The sequence below is a fragment of the Paenibacillus beijingensis genome (assembly GCF_000961095.1).
In the GTDB taxonomy this organism is placed as follows: Bacteria; Bacillota; Bacilli; order Paenibacillales; family Paenibacillaceae; genus Paenibacillus_O; species Paenibacillus_O beijingensis.
This window is the reverse complement of sequence record NZ_CP011058.1, coordinates 1145001-1166937: the sequence shown is the minus strand read 5'-3', so window position 1 is coordinate 1166937 and position 21937 is coordinate 1145001. Positions and strand designations below refer to the sequence as shown.

Sequence of the window (21937 nt, the reverse complement as noted above, 5' to 3'; positions counted from 1 at the left end):
CGGATTACAGCCGTTTCAGAAACTCCACAATCGTCAGCAATCCTTTATCGAAGTTTTCCAGGTTAAAATGCTCGTTCGGCGCATGCAGGTTCTCGTCCGGCAGCCCGAAGCCCATCATGACGACCGGAACGCTCAGCAGCCGCGAGAACAATTCGACGATAGGAATCGATCCGCCGTCCTTGGTGAACAGCGCCCGCGTGCCGTATACGGTTTCGTAGGCGTCGGCGGCCAGCTGCAGCATCCGGTGCTCGGGGTCGATGTTGAACGCGAACGCCTTTTCGCGCGGCGTGACGGTTAATTTGGCGCCCGGCTGAATGTGGGCCTTAAGATGGCGCTGGATTTTGTCCAAAATGTCCTGCGGATTTTGGCTGCCGACGAGACGGCAGGTGATTTTGGCGTGCGCTTCCTTCGGGATGACCGTCTTCGTTCCTTCGCCCTGGAACCCGCCGTACACGCCGTTCAGCTCGAGTGTCGGACGCGCGCCCGTCCTCTCCGGGAAGCTGAAGCCTTCTTCGCCGTACAGCGCTTCAAGCCCGAGTCCCGCGCGCAGCTTATCCTCGTCCAGCTTCAGCTTGGCGAATTCCTCCCGCATCAGCGGCGAAAGCTCCGGCACCCCTTCGTAAAAGCCTTCGACGCTTACGCGGCCTTGATCGTCATGGAGGGTGGCCAGCAGCGCGACGAGCGCGTGCAGCGCATTCGGCACCCCGCCGCCGTACGTGCCGGAGTGCAGGTCGGTATTGGCGGTGTTCACCGCGACTTCAAGCGAGCACAGCCCCCGCAGCCCGGTGCTGATGGCCGGTTTGCCCGGCGCAAGCAGGTGGGTGTCGGAGATGAGGATGACGTCCGCAGCCAGCTTGTCAAGGTTCGCCTGCAGAAACGGCGGCAGGCTTTCGCTCGATATTTCCTCTTCGCCCTCGATGATCAGCTTGACGTTGACCGGCAGCTTTTGTTCCTGTTTCAAAATCGCCTCGATCGCTTTAATATGCAGAAAAAGCTGGCCTTTATCGTCCGCAGCGCCCCTTGCGTACAGCTTGCCTTCCCGGATGTCGGGCTCGAAGGGAGGCGTCGTCCACAGATGAAGCGGGTCGACGGGCTGCACGTCGTAGTGGCCGTAAATCAGCACGGTCGGCTTGCCCGGCGCATGCAAATGCTCGGCGTACACGATCGGGTGCCCGCTCGTCTGATGGATCTCCACCTGCTCAAGGCCGGCGCGCTTCAGCGCATCCGCAACCCACTCGGCGGACTTCTGCATATCGCCTTTATGCTCCGACAAGGCGGAAATGCTCGGAATGGACAGCCACTGTTTCAGCTCGTCCAGATGCTGCTCCCGGTTCGATTCAAAATAAGCTTCATAACTCATCGGTTCGTTTCCTCCCTTACCTGTGCGATCATGACTCTATCCGTTATTGTACTATGTTTTCCTAAATTGCGAAAACTTGCCGGTGCCGCCAGCAGCTCTAGTCCCCGGCGCGCGGGGCGGCACTGCATCCTGAAGTCCACTATAGCGCCAACCCCGCTTGCACTAGCGCTGTGAATCCGGGAGTGGCATGTTGCCCTAAGCAAAGCTACAATAAAGGTAACGAGCCATTGGGGCGGAAGGGGGAAGGGAAGCGGGTGAATTTTTCGGAGCTGAAAAAAATCGTGGCGGATAGCGGCAATATCGTCTTTTTCGGGGGAGCGGGAACGTCGACCGAAAGCGATATTCCCGATTTCCGGTCGGCCGGGGGGCTTTACGGCAGCGGGGGGGCGTTTGCCTATCCGCCGGAGGTAATGCTAAGCCGCACCTTTTTCATGCAGCATACGGAGCAGTTTTATGAATTTTACCGGGCCAAAATGGTTCACCCCCACGCGAAGCCAGGCGCGGCGCATCTGGCGCTTACGGAACTGGAGCGGCAGGGGAAGCTGCGAGCGGTCATTACCCAAAATATCGACGGGCTGCACCAGAAGGCGGGAAGCCGGAACGTGCTGGAGCTGCACGGCTCGGTGGAACGCAATACCTGCATGGAGTGCGGCGCTCGGTTTGAGCTTGACTATATTTTGCAGGCGGAGGATGCCGTTCCGAAGTGCGGCGCCTGCGGCGGCACCGTGAAGCCGGACGTCGTGCTGTACGAGGAAATGCTCGATACCGATACGCTGCTCAAGGCGCAGGAGGCGGTCCGGGAAGCGGACATTCTCATCGTCGGCGGCACGTCGCTCAGCGTCTATCCCGCGGCCGGACTGGTAGCCGAATACGAGGGAGACAAGCTGATTCTGATCAACAAATCGGCGACGCCTTACGACGCCCGCGCCAACTATTTAATTCAGGACAGCATCGGAAAAGTGCTGACGGCGCTCATTTCCGGTTAAGCGGTCCTGAACTGACCGTATACGCTAGCAAAACCGAATCAAGATGCGCAGATTTCGTTAAATCGTGTTTTTTTCGTATTTTATCGGAGGTGGGCGAAGGCCATGAATCGCATGGACCGGGAGCAGGCGGCGCCTGTCAGGCTGTTCCCGCTTGGAGATGCCGCGGCGGTCGTGCAGTTCGGCAGCCGCATCGGGGAGACGGCGCGCCGGAAGGTACAGGCACTGATCGCAATATTGGAGCAGCATCCTTTTCCCGGACTGATCGAGGCCGTTCCGGCGTTCGTGACGGTCACCGTTTATTACGATCCGATGAAGGTAGCCGATCCGCATACCGGAGAAACGTGGAGCTCGCATTCCGGCCACGGTATCCGCTCCCCGTTTGGCATCGTCAGCAGCCTGCTCAGCCGGCTGACGGCCAGCCTCGGTTCGGACGACGAGAAAGACGTCTCCAGAATCGTCGAAATTCCGGTTTGCTACGGCGGAGAGCTCGGCCCCGATCTGCAGGAGGTGGCCGAGCTGAACGGACTTGCACCCGAGGAAGTGATTGGCATCCATTCACAAGCGGATTACAGGGTGCATATGATCGGCTTTGCGCCCGGATTTCCTTATCTGGGAGGCATGTCCGAGCGGATCGCCGCGCCGCGGCGGAGCGTGCCGCGCGTGAACATCGAAGCGGGCAGCGTCGGAATCGGCGGCAGTCAGACCGGCATCTATCCGATCGCGACGCCGGGCGGATGGCGGCTGATCGGACGAACGCCGCTCAAGCTGTTTCAGCCGGACCGCGCCGAGCCGAGCTTGCTGCGGGCCGGCGATCTGGTCAGGTTCCGTCCGATTCGGTACGAGCAGTACATAGAGTGGGGAGAGGACGGGACATGAGCTTTCGTATCGGGAATCCCGGCCTGCTTACAACGGTACAGGATTTGGGGCGATTCGGCTATCAGCGGCAGGGGGTTATCGTCAGCGGCGCGATGGACCGCTTTGCGCTAAGGATGGCCAATCTGCTGGTCGGCAACGCGGAAGGAGAAGCCGCGCTGGAAGCGACGCTTATCGGACCCGAGATAACGTTCGGACAAGATGCGCTGATCAGCGTTTGCGGGGGCGATCTGTCGGCGGAGGTCGGAGGGAGGCCGCTGCCGATGTGGAGGCCGGTCTGGATCCGGGCGGGGCAGACACTCCGGTTCGGCGGCTGCCGGAGCGGGGCGCGCGCTTATGTCGCCGTCGCCGGGGGCATCGGCGTTCCAATCGTGATGGAGAGCCGCAGCACCTACTTGCGGGCGGGGCTTGGCGGCTGCGAAGGAAGAGCGCTGAAGGAAGGAGATGAGCTTTCGGTCGGCATTCCGTCCGCGCTGTCCGCGCAGTACATGGAGCGGCTGAAGCGGGTCGCGGGGACGAGCCCTTTTGCCGCCCCGTCATGGTTTGCCGGCGGCAGCACGCTTCCGGGCTATTCGGAACATCCGGCGATCCGCTTCGTTCCGGGCCGCGATTATTCCAGCTTCGCCGAGGAGAGCAGACAATGGTTTGAAGGCCGATCGTATCGCGTAACGCCACAGTCGGACCGGATGGGATACCGGCTTGAAGGACCGCCGCTTTCGTTAAAAGAGCGGCTCGAACCGATATCGTCGGCGGTCGCGACCGGTACGGTTCAAGTGCCGGAAGGCGGGCAGCCGATCATGTTGATGGCCGACCGGCAAACGATCGGCGGATATCCGGTCGTTGCCCAGGTCGTTACGGCGGACCTTCCTCTGCTTGCGCAGCTAAGGCCCGGTCAGCGTGTCCGGTTCGCGCCGGTAACGATCGAGCAGGCAGAAGAGCTGTATATTCTCGGTGAGCTGGAGCTGAGACAGGCGGCCGCCGCAATCGCACATTATATGAAAGAGAGCAGGTAGACGCGGATGCATACGGTCGATTTAAACTGTGATTTGGGAGAGAGCTTCGGCGCCTACCGGATGGGCCGCGATGAGGAAATCGTGCCGCTTGTCACCTCGGTCAACATCGCCTGCGGCTTCCATGCGGGCGATCCCGGCACGATGCGCCGGACCGTCAAGCTGGCGATCGCTCATCATACGGCGATCGGCGCCCATCCGGGACTGCCCGACCTGAGCGGGTTCGGCCGGCGGAATATGGATATTTCGCCGCAGGAGGCTTATGACATCGTCGTGTATCAAATCGGCGCGCTGGATGGCTTCGTCCGCTCGGAAGGCGGCGTCATGCGCCATGTGAAGCCGCACGGCGCGCTGTATAATATGGCGGCTCGAGATACGGCGCTCGCCGAGGCGATCGCCGAAGCCGTCTACCGGGTGAACCCCGGTCTCATTTTGTTCGGCTTATCCGGCAGCGAGCTGATCCGGGCGGGGAAGAAGGCTTCTCTTGCGACGGCAAGCGAAGTGTTCGCCGACCGCACTTATCAGGCGGACGGCAGCTTGACGCGGCGCGGCGAGCTGGGTGCGCTCATCGAAGACCGGGAGACGGCAGCTCTGCAGGTGCTGCAAATGATCAAATACGGTACAGTCCGCTCCCGGCAGGGGACCGACGTGCCGATTGCCGCCCAGACGGTGTGCATCCACGGGGACGGCGGCGAGGCGCTCCTTTTTGCGAAACGCATCCGGGCGCGGCTGCAGGCGGAAGGCGTGACGCTCTCGTCTCCGGCCGGCCATTAAACTTCCGGTTTTCAGAGGAACAAAGAAAAGATATACTAATAGAAAGCAACAGAAAGCAACCGAACGCAAAGGAGGTGCCCCTATGCTGCTTGTCTTTCACGATCTGGAAACGAAAGTGGTGCGGAACCGCAAGGAAGCTGAGCTGATTCAGATCGGCGCTTTGAAAGTCAGACTTGAAAATCATACTTTTACCCAGCTGGACACCTACATGTCGTTTGTTCGGCCGAGCACGCCGATCAACATGGAGACGACCCGTTTCACGGGCATTACGCGCGAGCAGCTTCAGGAGGCCAAGAGCTTTACCGATGTGCAGCCCCAGTTTTTAAGATGGATCGGAGAAGAAACGTATTACCTCTGCTCGTGGTCGCTGAGCGACCGCAACATCTTTATCGATGAGTGCCGCAGGCACGGGCTCGGCACGGACTGGCTGCGCAATTATAACGATATCCAGATGATGTTCGGCCGCAAATTCAATCACAACCGGCGGATCGGTCTCGCCCAGGCGCTCAAGGATCTCGGCATCGCCCAATCGGAGCTGCTGCATGACGCTCTGGCGGATACGCATTATACGTTTGAAATTTTAAAAGCGATGTACGAGCGGGACAACGATATTTTCTCATTTTCCGAAAATCAGCATTACGATAAGTACGAAACCGAAGTCGTATACGCCGAGGAAGGATTCGAAAACAACCCGTTCGCCAAACTGAAAGGGCTGCTCTAGCGCGCAGCGCGGCGGGAAGGTCTTCGTAAAATAATGATAAAATCGATCTTTTTGTTTATGCTGGCGGGGCTGGCCGAAATAGGCGGCGGCTATCTCGTATGGCTGTGGCTGCGGGAGTCGCGGCCGTTGTGGGTCGGACTGCTCGGCGTCATATTGCTGGCCGCGTACGGCGTTATTCCGACACTGCAGCATTTTCCGGCGTTCGGCCGAATCTATGCCGCCTACGGCGGTGTTTTTATTGTGCTGGCGGTACTTTGGGGATGGCTTGTCGACAAGAAGAGCCCCGATATGTACGACTGGATCGGAGCGGCCGTCTGCATCATTGGAGCATCGATCATCCTGTGGGCCCCGAGAGGCTAGCCGGTCGGTAGCGGGATTCGTGGTCCGCTTCGGTTTTTTTGTTTGACACCGTTTACAAAACAATAATTCCCATGTATAATTCAAATCAGGTTGTACACAAGTATCCAACCATGCTTTCTCGAATAGAAGGAGTCTCATGTTTAAAATCCATTCATTATCGCATTAGCGACACTTTGAAAGCGCTATCTGTAGAAAGGCCGGTCTATTGTTTGCAAACGATCTGCTGCGATTCTTACTCACTGCCTCGTTTGGCGTCTTTTATTGCCTAACTTGTCGACAAGAATACAACAAACGGCGCTGTGAAGCGTGGATGGACGCAGATGCTGGCAAGAGACGCAGATAAAGACGCAATCAAAGCGAAACGCAGTAATTTATGAATTGACAGCGTATACAATGGGATTTCATCGAGTCAACGGGTTCGGCTTGAGCCTGATGGAGCATAACTGACAGCGCTTACGGACGAAACCGAAAGAACCTTTTCGGAAGTCGGGGTGCGAGGCATTAGCGGGGCATTAGTGGATACGAGGCCATTGGAAGGAGAGTAGCACAATGGAAGGAAATCTGTTTGATCTAAGCGGGCAAACAGCCGCCATTTCAGGCGCTACCCGCGGAATTGGGCGTTCGATGGCGCTCGCGCTGGCGGAAGCCGGTGCGGATGTGGCGCTGCTGCAGCGCTCGCCGGCGCAGACCGCGCTGAAAGCCGAAATCGAAGCGCTTGGCAGGAAATGCGTCATTATTCCATGCGATATGGACGATCTGGAACAGGTGAAGGATGCGGTGCCTCAAGTCGTGCAGCAGCTGGGCAAACTCGACATTCTGGTCAATAACGCCGGCATCCAGCGAAGATCGCCGAGCCTCGATTTTTCGGAAGCCGACTGGGACGACGTGCTGCGCGTCAATCTGAAGACGGTCTGGATTTTATGCCAGCAGGCGGGGCGCCATATGGTGCCGCGCGGCAGCGGCAAAATCATCAATACGGCTTCGCTGCTCTCGTTTCAGGGCGGCTTCACCGTTCCCGCTTATGCAGCCGCCAAAGGCGGAGTCGCCCAATTGACTAAAGCGCTGTCAAACGAATGGGCCAAGCACGGGGTAAACGTTAACGCGATCGTTCCCGGTTATATCGCGACCGAGATGAATGAGGCACTGATGAACGATCCCGTCCGCAGCGTCCAGATTATCGACCGGATACCGGCTGGGCGGTGGGGGAATCCGGACGATATGAAGGGGGCCGTCGTATTTCTGGCTTCCGCGGCGTCAAATTACATTCACGGCCATCTGCTCGCCGTCGACGGCGGCTGGCTCAGCCGATAGCTTTGTCATGTTACCGGCAGGTTAAAAATAAGAGTCACGTACATCAGGGAGGAAAATTGGGTTATGAATACGCTATTCAGTTTAAGCCATAACGCAACGATGTTAATATGGACACTGCTGGCCGTCGTCTTTCTCGTTGTCTTTATCGCAAAGTTCAAGTGGAATCCTTTTGTCGTGCTGCTGCTGAGCTCCGTCCTGCTCGGTCTTCTCATCGGCATGAAGCCGAATGATGTCGTCGGATCCGTTACGACCGGACTCGGCAAGACGCTCGGCACGATCGCGATCGTCATCGGTCTCGGAACGATGCTCGGCAAAATGATGGCCGAGTCGGGCGGAGCCGAACGCATCGCGAATACGCTGATCGCCCGTTTCGGCGAGAAAAGAGTTCACTGGGCGATGGTTACAGTCGCTTTTATCGTCGGCATCCCGATCTTTTTCGAAGTCGGCATTATATTGCTCATTCCGATTTTGTTCACCGTTGCCCGCAAGACGAATATGCCGCTGCTGAAAATCGGAATTCCGCTCTTGGCCGGCCTTTCGACCGTTCACGGGCTGCTGCCTCCCCATCCGGCGCCGATGATCGCAATCGAGGCGTTTGGCGCCAATATCGGCAAAACGATTTTATACGCGCTCATCATCGGCATTCCGTCTGCCATCATCGCCGGACCGGTGTTCGGCTCCTTTATCAGTAAGCGTATTCAAGTACAGCCGCCCGCCGAATTGGCCGCTCAATTCACGACCAAAAACGATACCAATTTGCCGGGTTTCGGCATTACGCTGCTGACGATTCTGATGCCCGTTATTTTGATGCTGATCGGTTCCGTAGCCGAGATCGCCGATCCGGACGGAACAGGGGCGCTTACGGTCTTCTGCAAATTTATTGGCAATGAAATCATCGCGCTCTTGATCGCCGTTGTATTCTCTTTCTTCTCTCTGGGCTTCTCTCGCGGCTTCAGCAAAGAACAGCTGTCAAAATTCATGCACGATTGCTTAGCGCCAACCGCTTCCATTATTCTTATTATCGGGGGCGGCGGCGCGTTCAAGGCGGTGCTGATCGACAGCGGCGTCGGCAAGGCGATTGCCGAATTGGCCGTGAATGCGAACATCAACGTTATTTTCTTCGCTTATTTGGTCGCTGCACTGATAAGGGTTGCTACCGGCTCGGCCACCGTCGCCATGACGACGGCAACCGGTATCGTCGCTCCGGTCCTCGCGGTAGCTCCGGGGGCGAACATTGAACTGGTCGTTCTGGCTACCGGCGCCGGCTCGCTTATTCTGTCTCACGTCAATGACGCCGGGTTCTGGATGGTAAAAGAATTTTTTAATATGTCCGTCACCCAGACGTTGAAATCTTGGACGGCAATGGAAACGATTTTGTCGGTCTTCTCGTTTATTCTGATTCTGCTGTTAAGCCTGTTCGTGTAACGGCCGGGTACAGCAAGCTAACGAAAGAAGGGTAAATTCAATGAGCCATGCGAGTTATATGATCGGTGTGGATATCGGTACGACGAGTACGAAAGCGGTTCTATTTACGGAGAACGGTGCTGTGGTCGCCCAAGGGAACATCGGGTATCCGCTGTACACGCCGACCCCGATTGTAGCGGAGCAGGACCCGGATCAAATTTTGGAAGCGGTCGTCGGTTCGGTTAGCAAGGTGATCGAGGAGAGCGGCATCGGGCCCGAACAGGTACTGTTCGTCTCCTTCAGCTCGGCGATGCACAGTGTGCTTGCAATCGACAAGGAGGGCGTGCCGCTCACCCGCTGTATTACGTGGGCGGATAACCGCGGCTCCAAATGGTCGGAAAAGCTGAAAAAGGAAATGAACGGCCATGAAATCTACCTGCGCACGGGAACGCCCATTCATCCCATGTCGCCGCTCACCAAACTGATGTGGCTGTCGAGGGATGAGCAGGATGTGTTCAGCCGGACGCATAAATTCATCTCGATCAAAGAATATGTTTTTGCCAAATTGTTTAACGAATATGTGGTGGACCACTCGATCGCTTCCGCTACCGGGCTGTTTAACCTGGAGAAGCTGGATTGGGACGAGGAAGCGCTGACGATTGCCGGCATTAAGAGAGAGCATTTATCGCAGCTCGTCGAGACGACCCATATGATGAACGGCCTCAATCCGTCCTATGCGAAGGAAATGGGCATCAGCGCCGAAACGCCTTTTGTAGTGGGCGCCAGCGACGGCGTGCTTTCGAATCTCGGCGTCGGGGCGATCGATCCCGGCGTGGTGGCGGTAACGATCGGCACGAGCGGCGCCATCCGTACGGTCGTCGACAAGCCGGTCACCGATGCCAAGGGAAGATTTTTCTGCTATTCCCTGATGAAGGATCACTGGGTGATCGGCGGACCGGTCAATAACGGCGGTATCATTTTCCGCTGGATTCGCGACGAGTTTGCCGCTTCCGAGGTGGAGACGGCGAAGCGGCTTGGCATCGAAGCTTACGAAGTGCTGATGAAAATTATTGAAAAAGTGCAGCCCGGAGCGGAAGGACTGCTGTTCCACCCGTTTTTGACCGGCGAGCGGGCGCCGCTGTGGAATCCGAACGCGCGCGGCTCGTTTTTCGGACTGACGCTGCATCATAAGAAAGAGCACATGATCCGGGCTGCGCTGGAAGGGGTGCTGTTCAACCTTTACACCGTCATGCTGGCGATGCAGGAGCGCATCGGCGTTCCGGCCAAAATCCACGCCACGGGGGGATTTGCCCGTTCTTCCTTATGGCGCCAGATGCTGGCGGACATATTCGATCAGCAGGTTGTCGTTCCCGAAAGCTTCGAGAGCTCCTGTCTCGGGGCCGTCGTTCTCGGCTTGTACGCCACCGGCCGCATCGACAGCATTCATGCGGTGTCGGGCATGATCGGCACCACGCACGCTCACGAGCCAAACCGCGAGTACGTGCAAATTTACCGCGAGCTGCTGCCGATGTACATCCGCATCGCGCGCAAGATGGAAGAGGAATACGAGGCGATCGCGCTTTTTCAGCAAAAAATGATGAAGCCCGTTCAATAATTCATGTCATACTTCATAAAGAAGTGAGCGCTCCCGGCCGCCATTCGGCATGAGGAGCGCTTTTCTTATCCCGCGAGATGATATATCATCTGCGGCTTTAATCTTCCAAGCTCGAGATCTTGAAGAAACGTTTTCCGCGTTCCGGATGATGTAAGCTCTCATAAATTGCGGTTTTGAAGTCTTCTAGAGCGTGCACTCCACCTACAGGACTATAAAATTCCGATGAGACCTCTGCGATCTCTTGAAGCAACGTGATGTCTTCCTCTTCGGGCGGAGTGAAGAGGTAACGGTAGGCATAGGTCTTGATCTCGGCGACCTTGAAAAGAAGGTCGAAGTTATGGAGCTCAAATTTTTCAGAGCTGAGACCACCGTAAAGGATTACCTGCCCGCCAAGGGAAAGGGATCTGATTAATTCACTCGTAACGGGGCCGCCGACGCAGTCGATGACACCTGCCACGCCTTTGTTTTGCGTGATCTCCATGATCCGCTCACTGACGGGCTTTGAGAGTTTCGAGAGCTCGATGACTTCAGACGCTCCCAGATCTTTCAGATTCAGATGATCCTGTGCTTGCCTCACGATGGAGATGACATTCACACCTTTTCGTTTGGCTAATTGCGATACAAGTGTCGCGACGGTTGAGTTGCCGGCTGTTTGCGCCAGCCATTGACCAGGCTCAACCTTAGCATTGTGGAACAAATCCCATGCAGATATGAGGTTGAAGAATTGAGTGGCCTTTTCAATCGGATAGTCGGTTGGTAACGGAAACAACCATTCTACGGGCACAGCGACATATTCGGCCCAACAATTGTGGTAGTTAAATCCGACGAACGTTCCTGGTTTCAGTGATACTCCCTCTCCAACTTTCGTTATAACACCGGCGCCATGTGACCCGGCAATCTGCGGAAAAACAGGAACATGGGGTTCCGGATATAACCCTTGCATAAATATAAAATCCGTGGGGCTGATTGAAGCGGAAACGACTTTGATAAGGACTTCGTTTTCCCGGATCTCAGGCATTGGAATATCGCGCATCTGGAGAACGTCAAAATCGTCTGAGGGGGAACCGATTTTATCGAAAAAGATCGCCTTCATATTCATAAACACCTCGTAAATTTAAGTTTTATTGACTCATGCTTCCCAGCGGGTTCTACGCGGTCAGGACAAAATTTTTAGCCGGCTCGTCGATCACTAGATCACGAACTTTTTGTCGACATATTCTTCATCCTCCTATATGCATGTCATTTTACAAACGAGCTTGCCACTACTGAGGATCAGAGGATCACAATAGCATCACCATAGGATCGAAACCGCTGTTGTATCCACTCGCGGCTTGTAACGAAACAGAACAGTTCTGTCTCATTTAGCTATATTACAGTACAGATCTGTCTCGCGTCAAGAGAAGCAACGTAATCCAATCGTGAACACGGCTGCTGCATGGTTCCGTTACCGCATACTTAGTGGAATTAACTTTTGACCTTAATCGCAAAAAAATGCACCCCGAAAGAATTTCATCGGAATAACGAATTTTAATTCCAAATGATTATTCTTGAGGGTGCTGTTCAATTGACACCTTATCTCTTTTTACTGCCCTATGAATGATTTCGCTGACCATTTTCAAGATGGTGGTCGATCAGATGTGTCGCTATCATTTTGAGTTGAGCCGCTGGACCGGCTGAGCCGAATACGGGGACTGAAGCCAGCGCTCCATTGATTACCAGTATAAGCTGATCGGCCAGTTCTTCATTATGTGCACCGGCTTGCTGGCTCAGCTGAGTCAACTTTAATCGTAACGCATGTTTGTATTCTACCGCTATTCGATGGGCAGGATGATCGGCTTCAGAGAATTCAGCCAGAGCATTCAATAAGGCGCAGCCACGATAACCCGGCTCCATCATGATTTGAACGGTGGCTTCGATCAATGCCAGCAGCTGCGCTCTAGGCGATCCTTCATGCTTTGCGATGACCTCATCAAACCATTTCCAATGGAGATGATCCGTTTCCTTGAGATAGGCAGCAATTAAATCATCTTTCGTTGGGAAATGACGATAGAGCGTCGCCTTTCCCACTCCGGATTTCTCAACAATCGTGTCTACACCAATCGAACGAATGCCTTCCCGATAAAACAAATTACTCGCAACATCCAAAATGCGCTGACGTGCCGATGAGCGTATTGCAGTCATTTTTTTCCCCTGCCAATCCACAAATGTGATCTTTTTTGGTCTTGTTGCATCAAGCAGTCGGGGTAAATCCTTCCTCGCGCAAATATTCCTCCGCTTCTTCGAACGTCTCGAAAGCGGCTTCCAGGTTCAGGCCGATGTAAATGTACCAGAGCTCGTCCTCATATTTCAGCAGCAGCGTTTGTCCGTCGTTATTGTGCCAGCGCTGCTCCTTTGCGGGCTTGCGTTTCTTGGGCGCGGCCGCTTCCTCAGGAGCCCGCTGCGACAAAGAGCGGATGGATGCTTCGACTAGCTTGCGCAGCTCGTCTTCCGAAAAATCGCGAATATTCACAAGCCCTTTGGCGTCCGTCTTGTATTCGTCCATTAAACCCGCATACACAAAGCCATTGCCGTTCGGATGCAAATGATAGGCGACGGTTTTTTTGTCGTACAAGCTGTTCTCATAATGAAAATTGACACGTCCAAGCGACACGTTGCGGCGCTCGAGTTCGGGAAAAGATTCAAAAACGGCAAGCTTTTGTTCAAAAGTAAGCATATAACGCCTCCGCCCGGTTGGTTGATTTTCGGTTGAATTATAACATACTCTGGGCCAAAAAAATATTTTCAATGATCCGCATTTACCCCCTTGACAAAACGATTTGGCAAACTGTAACATGTAACGTATGATGTAAGGTTATAAATATTGCGAAAACGTAACCATATTGGCATATTTTCATTTACGTATAACCCCATAATTATGGATGGGGGTTTCTACAGGAAGCCGAAACTTCCCAGCTACGTAACGGAATCGGTATTTTCGCCGGTTCTGTATTCGCAGCGGGGAAGTTTTTTTGTGCTGCCGGAATGGTTGCAAGGGGCGACAATGATGAGCCGGCAAGCGGCTCTGTGCCCGGATAGGAGGAAATCATGAGGAACCAAATTCTTGTTTTACTTGGTGCTTGCAGTTACGGCATTTTATCCACCATTGTGGTGTTGGCCTACGGACATGGATACACGCTCGGAGAGGTGGCCGGCAGTCAGCTGCTGATGGGAACGGCATTGACATGGCTGCTCGTTGCCGCAAACGGGTGGAAAAAGAAACGGACGCTGCGAAAAAGCGTTGAAGCGGGTCGAGCGGTCATTCCCCCGCAGCGTCTCGTCTGGAAGCAAAGGCTGCTGCTGATGGCAGCCGGTATTCCGACAGGGGCAACGGGCCTGCTGTATTACGGCGCGTTGCAATATATCCCGGCGTCGCTGGCGATCATCCTGTTGTTCCAATTCACGTGGATCGGCGTTATGATCCAGACGGTGAGCAGTCGCAAACGCCCCGATAACCGCATGTTGATCACATTGGCTGTGCTGCTGACCGGAACGCTGTTTGCAGCCGGAATATTGGAACGGGACGCAGGACAGTTCCAAATGTGGGGTGTCATTCTCGGGCTGCTTTCGGCGCTCAGCTATTCGCTCTTCGTGTTGTTCAACGGCAGAGTGGTGACCCAGGCGCCTCCCGCATCCCGCAGTGCCTGGATGATGACGGGCGGACTCATTACGAGCTGGTCCATTTTGCCCCCGGGCTTTATATTGAACGGAGAATTATGGGGCGAACTGCTGCTGTACGCCTTCCTGCTTGGTTTGTTCGGCGCCTTCATACCGCCGGTGCTGTTCGCGGCAGGCGTACCGCATATCGGTGAAGGAACGGCCGCCGTACTCGGTGCGGCGGAGCTGCCCGTTGCGACGTTGATGTCCTCGTTCGTGCTGGGCGAATATGTCAGTGCGCTCCAGTGGACCGGAGTCGTTCTGGTGCTGCTTGGGGTCGGCCTGCCGGAGCTGCTGCGCGAAAGAAGCCGGATGAGGATGCGGATGATTCAATAAGCAGCAGGAATGCCGCTCACTTACCCGAATGGTTCGGGATGCGGATTGATTTCATAACAAAAAGGGAGGGTGCTGCGGGCACCTTCCCTTTTTGTTTAATTTATCTTCGGCCATCAGCCGTCAGCCGCAGGAGCAGTTCAGCACCGGCTTGCGCGCCGCCTGCGTCTCGTCAAGCCGGCGGACGACGGTGTCGTACGGGGCGTTCAGCACAACCTCCGGCGTTTCCTCCGCTTCTTTGGCGATGGAGATCATCGTGTCGACGAACGCGTCGAGCGTTTCTTTGCTCTCGGTTTCGGTCGGCTCGATCATGATGCACTCCTCCACATTGAGCGGAAAATAGATGGTCGGCGGGTGATAGCCGAAATCGAGCAGCCGTTTGGCGACGTCGAGCGTGCGCACGCCGTACCGCTTCAAACCGCGGCCGGACATGACGAATTCGTGCTTGCAGACGCCGGGATACGGAATTTCGTATGCATTCGAGAGCCGGCGCATCATATAGTTGGCGTTCAGCACGGCGCACTCCGACACGCGCCGCAGCCCTTCCGGGCCATATGTGCGGATATACGTGTAAGCCCGTACGAGAATGCCGAAGTTGCCGTAGTAGGCTTTTACCCGTCCGATGGAGGCCGGGCGGTCGAAATCGAAATAAAACGTTCCGTCCTCTCGTTTTGCGACGACAGGTTTCGGCAGGAACGGAATGAGCCTGCTCTTGACGCCGACCGGACCGGCGCCCGGCCCGCCGCCGCCGTGCGGGGTGCTCATCGTCTTGTGGAGATTCAGATGGACGACGTCAAAGCCCATATCGCCGGGGCGCGTAATGCCCATAATGGCGTTCGAGTTGGCGCCGTCATAGTAGAGCAGTCCGCCCGCTTTATGAATAATGGCGGCGATTTCTTCAATCTGTTCTTCAAACAGACCGAGCGTGCTCGGGTTGGTCAGCATAAGCGCCGCCGTGTCAGGACCGACAGCGGCGCGCAGCGCGTCCAGGTCGACGTGTCCGCGCTCGTTCGAGGTAATCGTGATCGTTTCGAATCCGGCCACCGTAGCGCTCGCCGGATTCGTGCCGTGCGAGGAGTCGGGCACGATCACTTTTGTCCGCTTCTCGCCGCGGCTTTCGTGATAAGCGCGGATCATCATCAGGCCGGTCCATTCCCCGTGGGCGCCGGCCGCCGGCTGCAGCGTTACCTGGTCCATGCCGGTTAAGGCCGCCAGATCGTTTTGCAGCGTATACAGCAGCTCGAGCGCGCCTTGGATGCTTTCGACCGGCTGGTACGGATGAATGCCGGCGAATCCGGCAAAACGTGCCGTATTTTCGTTAATTTTCGGATTGTATTTCATCGTGCACGAGCCGAGCGGATAAAAGCCGTTGTCAATCCCGAAGTTGCGGCGGGACAGCTCCGTATAGTGGCGGATGACGTCGACCTCATACACTTCCGGCAGCTCCGCCGGCTTGCTGCGCAGCATGGACGCCGGAATGTAATCGGCCGGCGCCGATTCCGGGACGTCGCAAGCAGGGAGCGAATACGCGACACGCCCGGGCCTGCTCATTTCAAAAATCAACGCTTTTTCCGGTTTCATACAAGTTCCCCCAATCGATTGGCAAACTGGTCGATTTCCGCTTTCGTCCTTTTCTCGGTGACGGCGACGAGCATATGCCCCGCAAGCTCGGGATAGGTTTCTCCAAGGTCATAGCCGCCGATAAATCCCGAAGCAAGCAGCCCCCGGTTCAGCTCGGCGGCGGAAGCGCCGTCCGGCAGCTTGACGACGAATTCATTGAAGAAAGGGGACGGGAAAGGAAGCGTGCAGCCGCTTTGCGAACCGATTGCCGAGGCCGCATAGTGCGCCTTTTGCAGATTGAGGTTCGCCGCTTCCAGGATGCCCGCTTTGCCCATCGTCGACAAATAGACCGATGCGCACAGGGCGAGCAGCGCCTGGTTGGAGCAAATGTTGGACGTCGCTTTCTCGCGGCGGATATGCTGCTCGCGGGCTTGAAGCGTCAGCACGAAGCCGCGCTTGCCGTCCCTGTCGACCGTTTGGCCGACGATTCGGCCCGGCATCCGGCGCATCAGCGGCTCGGCGACGGCAAAGAAGCCGCACGTCGGCCCGCCGAGCGACGCCGGAATGCCGAGTGGCTGGGCGTCGCCCACGACGATATCGGCGCCGAGACGGCCTGGCGCCTCCAGCAGACCCATCGCCATCGGATTCATGCTGACGACGAGCAGTCCCTTGCGCGCGTGAACGATCGGCTCGATGGCGGTGATATCTTCCACGCAGCCGAAGAAATTCGGCGACTGGACGATAACTGCCGCCGTCTGATCCGACACGGCTGACTGAAGCTGCTCCAGATCGGTAACGCCGCCGGCATAGCCGATCTCCACGACCTCAAGCCCGAGGCCGCGGGCCGTCGTATGCATAATTTCCCGCGCTTCCGGATGGACGGTGCGGGAGATGACGACCTGCTTGCGCCGGGTGGCGGCTGAGGCAAGCGCGCCGGCTTCCGCAAGCGCCGTCGCCCCGTCGTACATGCTGGCGTTGGCGACCGCCATGCCGGTCAGCTCGCAAATGTACGATTGGAACTCAAAGATCGCCTGCAGCTCGCCTTGGCTGATTTCGGGCTGGTACGGCGTATAGGCGGTATAAAATTCGGAGCGGGAAATAATATGGTTGATGACGACCGGAATGTGATGGTCGTACAGACCGGCTCCAAGGAAGCTGATGAACCGTTCGTTGTCGGCATTGCGGCCCGCCAGCTCCTTCATATGCTTCAGCAGTTCCTGTTCGTCAAGAGCGGACGACATCGGCAGCGTTCCCCGATAGCGGATCGAAGCGGGGATATCGCGAAACAGATCCTCGATCGTTTGGGCGCCGATTGTCTGCAGCATTTCGGCTTCATCCTGTTCGGTCATCGGAATATAACGGTGCTTATAGCTCATCGTTCTCCACCTTTGCTCAAAGTTAATATGCTGCCATACAGGGCACAGACCCATGCTGCTGCCGGAAGAGATGTCCCCCTGCAATGTTGCCGGTTCAGCGTGAAGCACCTTGCCTAGCGGCAGTCCTTTTTTCACCGTATGCGCGGTTATCGGTTCATCTTAATTGGCGGTTCTTTTGTAAAAAGGCGTCTTCACGACGACCGCTTTCAGCCGCTTGCCGCGGATTTCGACCTGAACCTCCGTGCCTGCTTCGGCGTATTCGGCGCTGATGAGCGCAAGTCCGAGGCTGCGCTTAAGTGTCGGAGACTGCGTGCCCGTCGTCACCTCTCCGATCAGCCGGTCTTCCGCATAGACGGGGTAATGCGTCCGCGGGATACCGCGGTCGACCATTTCAATGCCCACCAGCTTGCGCGGAAGTCCTTCTTCTCGCTGTTTCATAAGGGCATCGCGACCGATAAAATCCCCTTTGGCCAGCTTGACGAACATGCCTACTCCGGCCTCCAGCGGCGAAATCGATGGCGACAGCTCCTGGCCGTACAGCGGCAGCCTCGCTTCGAACCGCAGCGTGTCGCGCGCGCCGAGACCGGCCGGCACAAGTCCGAACGGTTCGCCGGCGGACATGAGTCCCTTCCATACTTCCGGCGCCCGCTGCGAACGGACATAAATTTCGAATCCGTCTTCACCGGTATATCCGGTTCGGGAAACGAGCGCTTCTACGCCGCACACATCAACATTCCGGACAAAATGAAACGGGAGCAGCGAGCCGCAATCCGCGCCGGCCGCCTTCGCCATGATCTCTGCGGCGCGGGGGCCCTGGAGCGCGATCAGCGCCGTTTCGGCCGACACATCCTCCAGCGTCACCCCGTCGATCAGATGTTCCTGCAGCCACGCAAAATCTTTGTCGATGTTCGAGGCGTTTACGACAAGCATGTATGAGCCGGGGGTCAGCCGGTAGACAAGCAGGTCGTCAACGACGCCGCCGTCCGGGTGACACATAAGCGTATATTGGGCCTGCCCGTCGGAAAGCTTGGACACGTCATTAGTCGTCATCCGCTGCAAAAACGTCTCCGCCTCCGGGCCGGTCACATTGAATTCGCCCATATGGGACACGTCAAACAAGCCGGCCTGCCGTCTGACGGCTTCATGCTCTTTTTGAATACCGGAAAACTGCACGGGAAGCTCCCAGCCGCCAAAATCGATGCATCGTGCCCCTTTGCAATCGGCATAAAGCGGAAAAATAGGGGTTCTTTTAAGCGGTTGAACCATCTTTACTCACCATCTCCTCAAAATTAAAAACTCCATAACTGTATGGTGGACAACTGAACCGCTATTAACTCCCTTAAATCAAAATGCAAAAAAGGACAACGCGCGAAAGGGACTAACGCAAGCAGCCTCCCGGCTGCTGTCATTCCCGTTTCGCTCTGTCCTTTGTACCTGAGAGTTACCCCGCCCCATGCGGGTTTCCCCTTGGGTGACGCGCCGTCTGCCGCTCCAAAACCGCTGCAGCGTGAAGGCCGTTCTCTCCAGAGGTGCGTCCCGTAAAGGTCCTTTTGCCTGAGAGATTCACCTTAAGTAGGTTTACTCCTTCGGCGCCGCCGCATGTTCCGGTCAGTCTCTCCCATTACGTTCATCCGCATATTCGGTTATCTAACTCCTTTTTACATGATGGGACATGCCTATGTCAACTTTTTTTATTTTTCCTCGATTTTTGTCATCTATATTGACATGAAATCAAGACCTGCTTTACGCTAAGGGTATCAAATAAGCAGCGAATGACGAATGACGGGAGAGACTTGCGGATAAAATAACCGCATGCACCGAAGGAGCAAGTCGCACGGATAGCCGTCCGGCGATCAATCTCTCAGGTAAACGAACCGCCTTCCGACGCATCTCTGGAGAGAGCTTCACAGGCCGCCAAAGGGGTAAGGACCGCATAATCGCGGTTTAAACTTTCAGGTACCCGGGACAGAGCAACATGGCATCAGGCCGGTTCTCTGTCTTTTTTTGCGAAAAAAGCGATCTACAATTATTTAGCGGAGAGGATGTTGAAGCATGAGCGAAATTAGACAAGGGCTCGGTTATACGGAGGAACATGAATGGGCGGCTGCGGCAGGCGGCAGTATCGTGCGGATCGGGATCACCGACCATGCGCAGAGCCAGCTTGGCGATATCGTGTTCGTGGAATTCCCGGAAGTCGGAGCCGAAGTGGAGATGAATCAGCCGATGGGGACGATCGAATCGGTAAAAACGGTTTCCGATCTGTTCAGTCCGCTTACCGGCAAAGTAACGAAAGTGAACGAAGCGCTGATCGACAGCCCCGAGCTCGTCAACGAAAGTCCGTATGAAAACGGCTGGATCGTGGAAATCGAAGTGGAAGGCGGCGGCGAAGAAGCCGTCAGCAGCTTAATGGATGCCGACGCGTACCGAAAGCTGACGGAATAGAGTGTTGTATCCGGGGAGTTAGGGTGGAGCGCCCATGACCGCAAAAAAATTTTTGCAAAATCGAACGCATGAGCAGGAACCAATTCCTTGGCAACTCCGTAGAGAGTAGGGAATATGGATTCCAAAGCTTATGCTTACGAAGCGGTTATGCTAACGCAAAACCTTAAGGAGGAATGAACTTGTTCAATCGTTTTCTTGCAAGCATCGGAATCGGGGCGGCGACCATTGACACGCTGCTTGATCATGGAAGGTTCATGCCGGGGGAAGAATTGAGCGGCATCGTCCGGGTCAAGGGCGGCAATGTCCAGCAGAGCATCGACACAATTTCATTGTCGGTCATGACCGAATACATTCGCGAGAGCAACGATAATAAATACCGGCAAACGTGCGGGATTGCCCGCATCCATGTGAGCGACCCGTTTACGCTGGAAGCGGGCGAACAGATTGAAATCCCGTTTTCCTTTACGCTGCCGCTGCAAACGCCGCTGACGCTTGGCCGGACGCCGGTGTGGATCAAAACGGAGCTGGAAGTTCGAGGCGGAATGGACCCGGGAGACAACGACCGGATCGAAGTTGTGCCTACCCCGCAAATGAACACGGTGCTCCATGCATTGGAACTTCTTGGTTTCCGATTGATCAAGGTGGATTGCGAACATGTCCACGGGGCAGGGGCCATCTGCCGTTCGTTCAAGAGTTTGAGTTTGCGCCGACGTCGCATTTTCGCGGACAGCTTGACGAGTTGGAACTGATCTTCAATCCATATGGCGGCGGCTTGGAGCTGCTGCTGCAGATCGACCGGCGGGCAAGAGGGCTCGGCAGCCTGTTTGCGGAAGCGCTCGATATGGACGAATCCTATGTCCGGTGCCATTTTTCCGACGCGCAGCTTGCGGCAGGTCCCGAAGCTTTGTCCCGAGAGCTTAGCGGGGTCATCTCCCGTTATTGCTAATGCACTTGCTACCGCATCATAATTCTTTCGAATACGAAGAGCCATGGACCGCTGTTGTCCGTGGTTTTTTTGTTGTTTAATGCCGGCGCTCAACAATTTCCAACATACTTTCCGGACAATGGTGAAATAGTACTCTATATGAAGAACGATGAAATCAGTGAGAGGGGGAACGGGCCGTGAAGCGTTGCTGGCTTGTTTTGCTTATCGCAATACTGACAACGGCCGCGGCCGGACATGCAGAAGCCGGGCCTGCGGGCGCTTATCATTTCGGCTTTAAAAAAAGTGTCAACGGATCGCTTCCTTCTATTAATGAAGAAGGCTTTAAAGAGATCGTTGAAAAGCACGGCGCCATTTTTATGGGGGACTCCGGCCGCAAAGAGTTGTACCTTACCTTTGACAACGGCTATGAGAACGGATTTACGGCCGCCATTCTCGATGTGCTTAAGGATAAACAAGTGCCTGCCGCTTTTTTTGTAACCGGGCATTATGTCACGGATCAGCCACAGCTCATCAAGCGCATGTCGGACGAAGGGCACATTATCGGCAATCACTCCTGGAGTCATCCGGATATGACGCAAATATCGGATCAGCAAATCCGAACGGAATTAAGCCGCGTCCGCCAAAAAGTAACGGAGGTGACCGGTAAATCCGATATGTCCTATTTGCGTCCGCCCCGCGGCATTTTTAACGATCGGGTGCTGGCAGTTAGCAAAGAAGAAGGTTATACGAGCGTATTCTGGTCGGCGGCGTACAAAGATTGGGATATTAAGGCGCAAAAAGGGGCGGAATACGCCTACGGATCGGTCGTCAAGCAGCTTCATCCCGGCGCGGTGCTTTTGCTTCATTCGGTATCGAGCGATAACGCACATGCCTTGGGCCGCATCATTGACGAGGCCAGACGTCAAGGCTACGTGTTCAAGTCCCTGCATGATCTCACAAACCGGCAACACGTTTCCCCATCCGATCTCATACCGTCTGCACGTGCGGCAGGCGGTCTATAGATTAGCGGGAAGGATTGAGCTGGCCGCTGCTCGAGAGTCGTGTCTGGTTAAAAAAGGATTGTTACAAAAGACTTGCATCTATTCTTTTAATGTGTTATTCTATGATTCCTGCCGCTTTTACAGAGTTAAAAACAGGGCAGCTTCGAACTAAAGAAGAGTAAAAGATTTTAAA

The 21937-nt window shown here is 55.6% G+C and carries 19 protein-coding genes, 1 pseudogene and 4 riboswitches; of the genes and pseudogenes, 13 read left to right on the top strand and 7 right to left on the bottom strand.

Translation table 11 applies throughout. The annotated features are described in order from the left end of the window. Positions 1-4 precede the first annotated feature (4 nt). Positions 5-1360 (bottom strand): dipeptidase, encoded by a 1356-nt coding sequence (locus VN24_RS05355; protein ID WP_045669566.1) that lies wholly within the window; start codon positions 1358-1360, stop codon positions 5-7. A gap of 254 nt (positions 1361-1614) precedes the next feature. Between VN24_RS05355 and VN24_RS05350 the strand changes: the two genes are divergently transcribed. From VN24_RS05350 to gntK, 9 genes are all read left to right on the top strand, one after another. Continuing rightward, a complete protein-coding gene (locus VN24_RS05350; RefSeq protein WP_045669565.1) occupies positions 1615-2346 on the top strand; it encodes an NAD-dependent protein deacylase in 732 nt (243 codons plus the stop codon). A gap of 102 nt (positions 2347-2448) precedes the next feature. Next, a complete protein-coding gene (gene pxpB / locus VN24_RS05345; protein ID WP_045669564.1) occupies positions 2449-3222 on the top strand; it encodes a 5-oxoprolinase subunit PxpB in 774 nt (257 codons plus the stop codon). After that, positions 3219-4232, top strand: a complete 1014-nt coding sequence (locus VN24_RS05340) for a 5-oxoprolinase subunit C family protein (protein ID WP_045669563.1) — start codon at positions 3219-3221, stop codon at positions 4230-4232. Before pxpB ends, VN24_RS05340 begins: the two co-directional genes overlap by 4 nt. Positions 4233-4238: 6 nt before the next feature. Further along, positions 4239-5003 carry a 5-oxoprolinase subunit PxpA gene (locus VN24_RS05335; protein ID WP_045669562.1) on the top strand — a complete coding sequence of 255 codons (765 nt, stop codon included), beginning with the start codon at positions 4239-4241 and terminating at the stop codon, positions 5001-5003. 82 nt (positions 5004-5085) lie between these two features. Beyond that, on the top strand, positions 5086-5724 hold the full coding sequence (locus tag VN24_RS05330) for a 3'-5' exonuclease (RefSeq protein ID WP_045669561.1): 639 nt from the start codon (positions 5086-5088) through the stop codon (positions 5722-5724). 33 nt (positions 5725-5757) lie between these two features. Further along, a complete protein-coding gene (locus VN24_RS05325; RefSeq protein ID WP_045669560.1) occupies positions 5758-6084 on the top strand; it encodes a YnfA family protein in 327 nt (108 codons plus the stop codon). Between the two features lie 549 nt (positions 6085-6633). Continuing rightward, entirely contained in the window at positions 6634-7395 is a 762-nt protein-coding gene (locus tag VN24_RS05320; RefSeq protein ID WP_045669559.1) for an SDR family oxidoreductase, read from the top strand. 63 nt (positions 7396-7458) lie between these two features. After that, on the top strand, positions 7459-8820 hold the full coding sequence (locus tag VN24_RS05315; protein WP_045669558.1) for a GntP family permease: 1362 nt from the start codon (positions 7459-7461) through the stop codon (positions 8818-8820). A 40-nt stretch (positions 8821-8860) separates the two neighbouring features. Next, a complete protein-coding gene (gntK, locus tag VN24_RS05310) occupies positions 8861-10414 on the top strand; it encodes a gluconokinase (RefSeq protein WP_045669557.1) in 1554 nt (517 codons plus the stop codon). A gap of 97 nt (positions 10415-10511) precedes the next feature. On the opposite strand, the gene VN24_RS05305 is transcribed toward gntK, so the two are convergent. The 3 genes from VN24_RS05305 to VN24_RS05295 form a co-directional block, all read right to left on the bottom strand. Continuing rightward, positions 10512-11507 carry a quinone oxidoreductase family protein gene (locus VN24_RS05305; protein WP_045669556.1) on the bottom strand — a complete coding sequence of 332 codons (996 nt, stop codon included), beginning with the start codon at positions 11505-11507 and terminating at the stop codon, positions 10512-10514. 497 nt (positions 11508-12004) lie between these two features. Further along, positions 12005-12595, bottom strand: a complete 591-nt coding sequence (locus tag VN24_RS05300) for a TetR/AcrR family transcriptional regulator (RefSeq protein WP_045669555.1) — start codon at positions 12593-12595, stop codon at positions 12005-12007. Between the two features lie 49 nt (positions 12596-12644). Then, the gene (locus VN24_RS05295; RefSeq protein ID WP_045669554.1) at positions 12645-13127 is read right to left on the bottom strand and encodes a hypothetical protein; all 483 of its coding nucleotides are present in this window, start codon (positions 13125-13127) and stop codon (positions 12645-12647) included. 163 nt (positions 13128-13290) lie between these two features. Next, positions 13291-13389, top strand: a riboswitch (purine riboswitch). 109 nt (positions 13390-13498) lie between these two features. Here VN24_RS05295 and VN24_RS05290 point away from each other — a divergent pair. Continuing rightward, positions 13499-14443, top strand: coding sequence for an EamA family transporter (locus VN24_RS05290; protein ID WP_045669553.1), 945 nt, complete (start codon positions 13499-13501; stop codon positions 14441-14443). 120 nt (positions 14444-14563) lie between these two features. Here VN24_RS05290 and gcvPB read toward each other — a convergent pair whose 3' ends face one another. From gcvPB to gcvT, 3 genes are all read right to left on the bottom strand, one after another. Further along, positions 14564-16021 carry an aminomethyl-transferring glycine dehydrogenase subunit GcvPB gene (gene gcvPB / locus VN24_RS05285; RefSeq protein WP_045669552.1) on the bottom strand — a complete coding sequence of 486 codons (1458 nt, stop codon included), beginning with the start codon at positions 16019-16021 and terminating at the stop codon, positions 14564-14566. Further along, on the bottom strand, positions 16018-17376 hold the full coding sequence (gene gcvPA / locus VN24_RS05280; RefSeq protein WP_045669551.1) for an aminomethyl-transferring glycine dehydrogenase subunit GcvPA: 1359 nt from the start codon (positions 17374-17376) through the stop codon (positions 16018-16020). Before gcvPA ends, gcvPB begins: the two co-directional genes overlap by 4 nt. A 159-nt stretch (positions 17377-17535) precedes the next feature. Next, positions 17536-18642: a glycine cleavage system aminomethyltransferase GcvT gene (gene gcvT / locus VN24_RS05275; RefSeq protein ID WP_045669550.1), complete on the bottom strand. Its 1107-nt coding sequence runs from the start codon at positions 18640-18642 to the stop codon at positions 17536-17538. Between the two features lie 153 nt (positions 18643-18795). Then, a riboswitch (glycine riboswitch) is annotated at positions 18796-18905 on the bottom strand. 3 nt (positions 18906-18908) lie between these two features. Beyond that, positions 18909-19007: riboswitch (glycine riboswitch) on the bottom strand. Between the two features lie 142 nt (positions 19008-19149). Continuing rightward, positions 19150-19263: riboswitch (glycine riboswitch) on the top strand. Between the two features lie 165 nt (positions 19264-19428). On the opposite strand from gcvT, the gene gcvH reads away from it, so the two are divergent. From gcvH to pdaA, 3 genes and pseudogenes are all read left to right on the top strand, one after another. Continuing rightward, a complete protein-coding gene (gene gcvH / locus VN24_RS05270) occupies positions 19429-19818 on the top strand; it encodes a glycine cleavage system protein GcvH (protein ID WP_045669549.1) in 390 nt (129 codons plus the stop codon). 173 nt (positions 19819-19991) lie between these two features. After that, a pseudogene (locus VN24_RS05265) lies at positions 19992-20764 on the top strand (sporulation protein). Between the two features lie 197 nt (positions 20765-20961). Then, on the top strand, positions 20962-21765 hold the full coding sequence (pdaA, locus tag VN24_RS05260) for a delta-lactam-biosynthetic de-N-acetylase (protein ID WP_420798625.1): 804 nt from the start codon (positions 20962-20964) through the stop codon (positions 21763-21765). Positions 21766-21937: the final 172 nt, after the last annotated feature.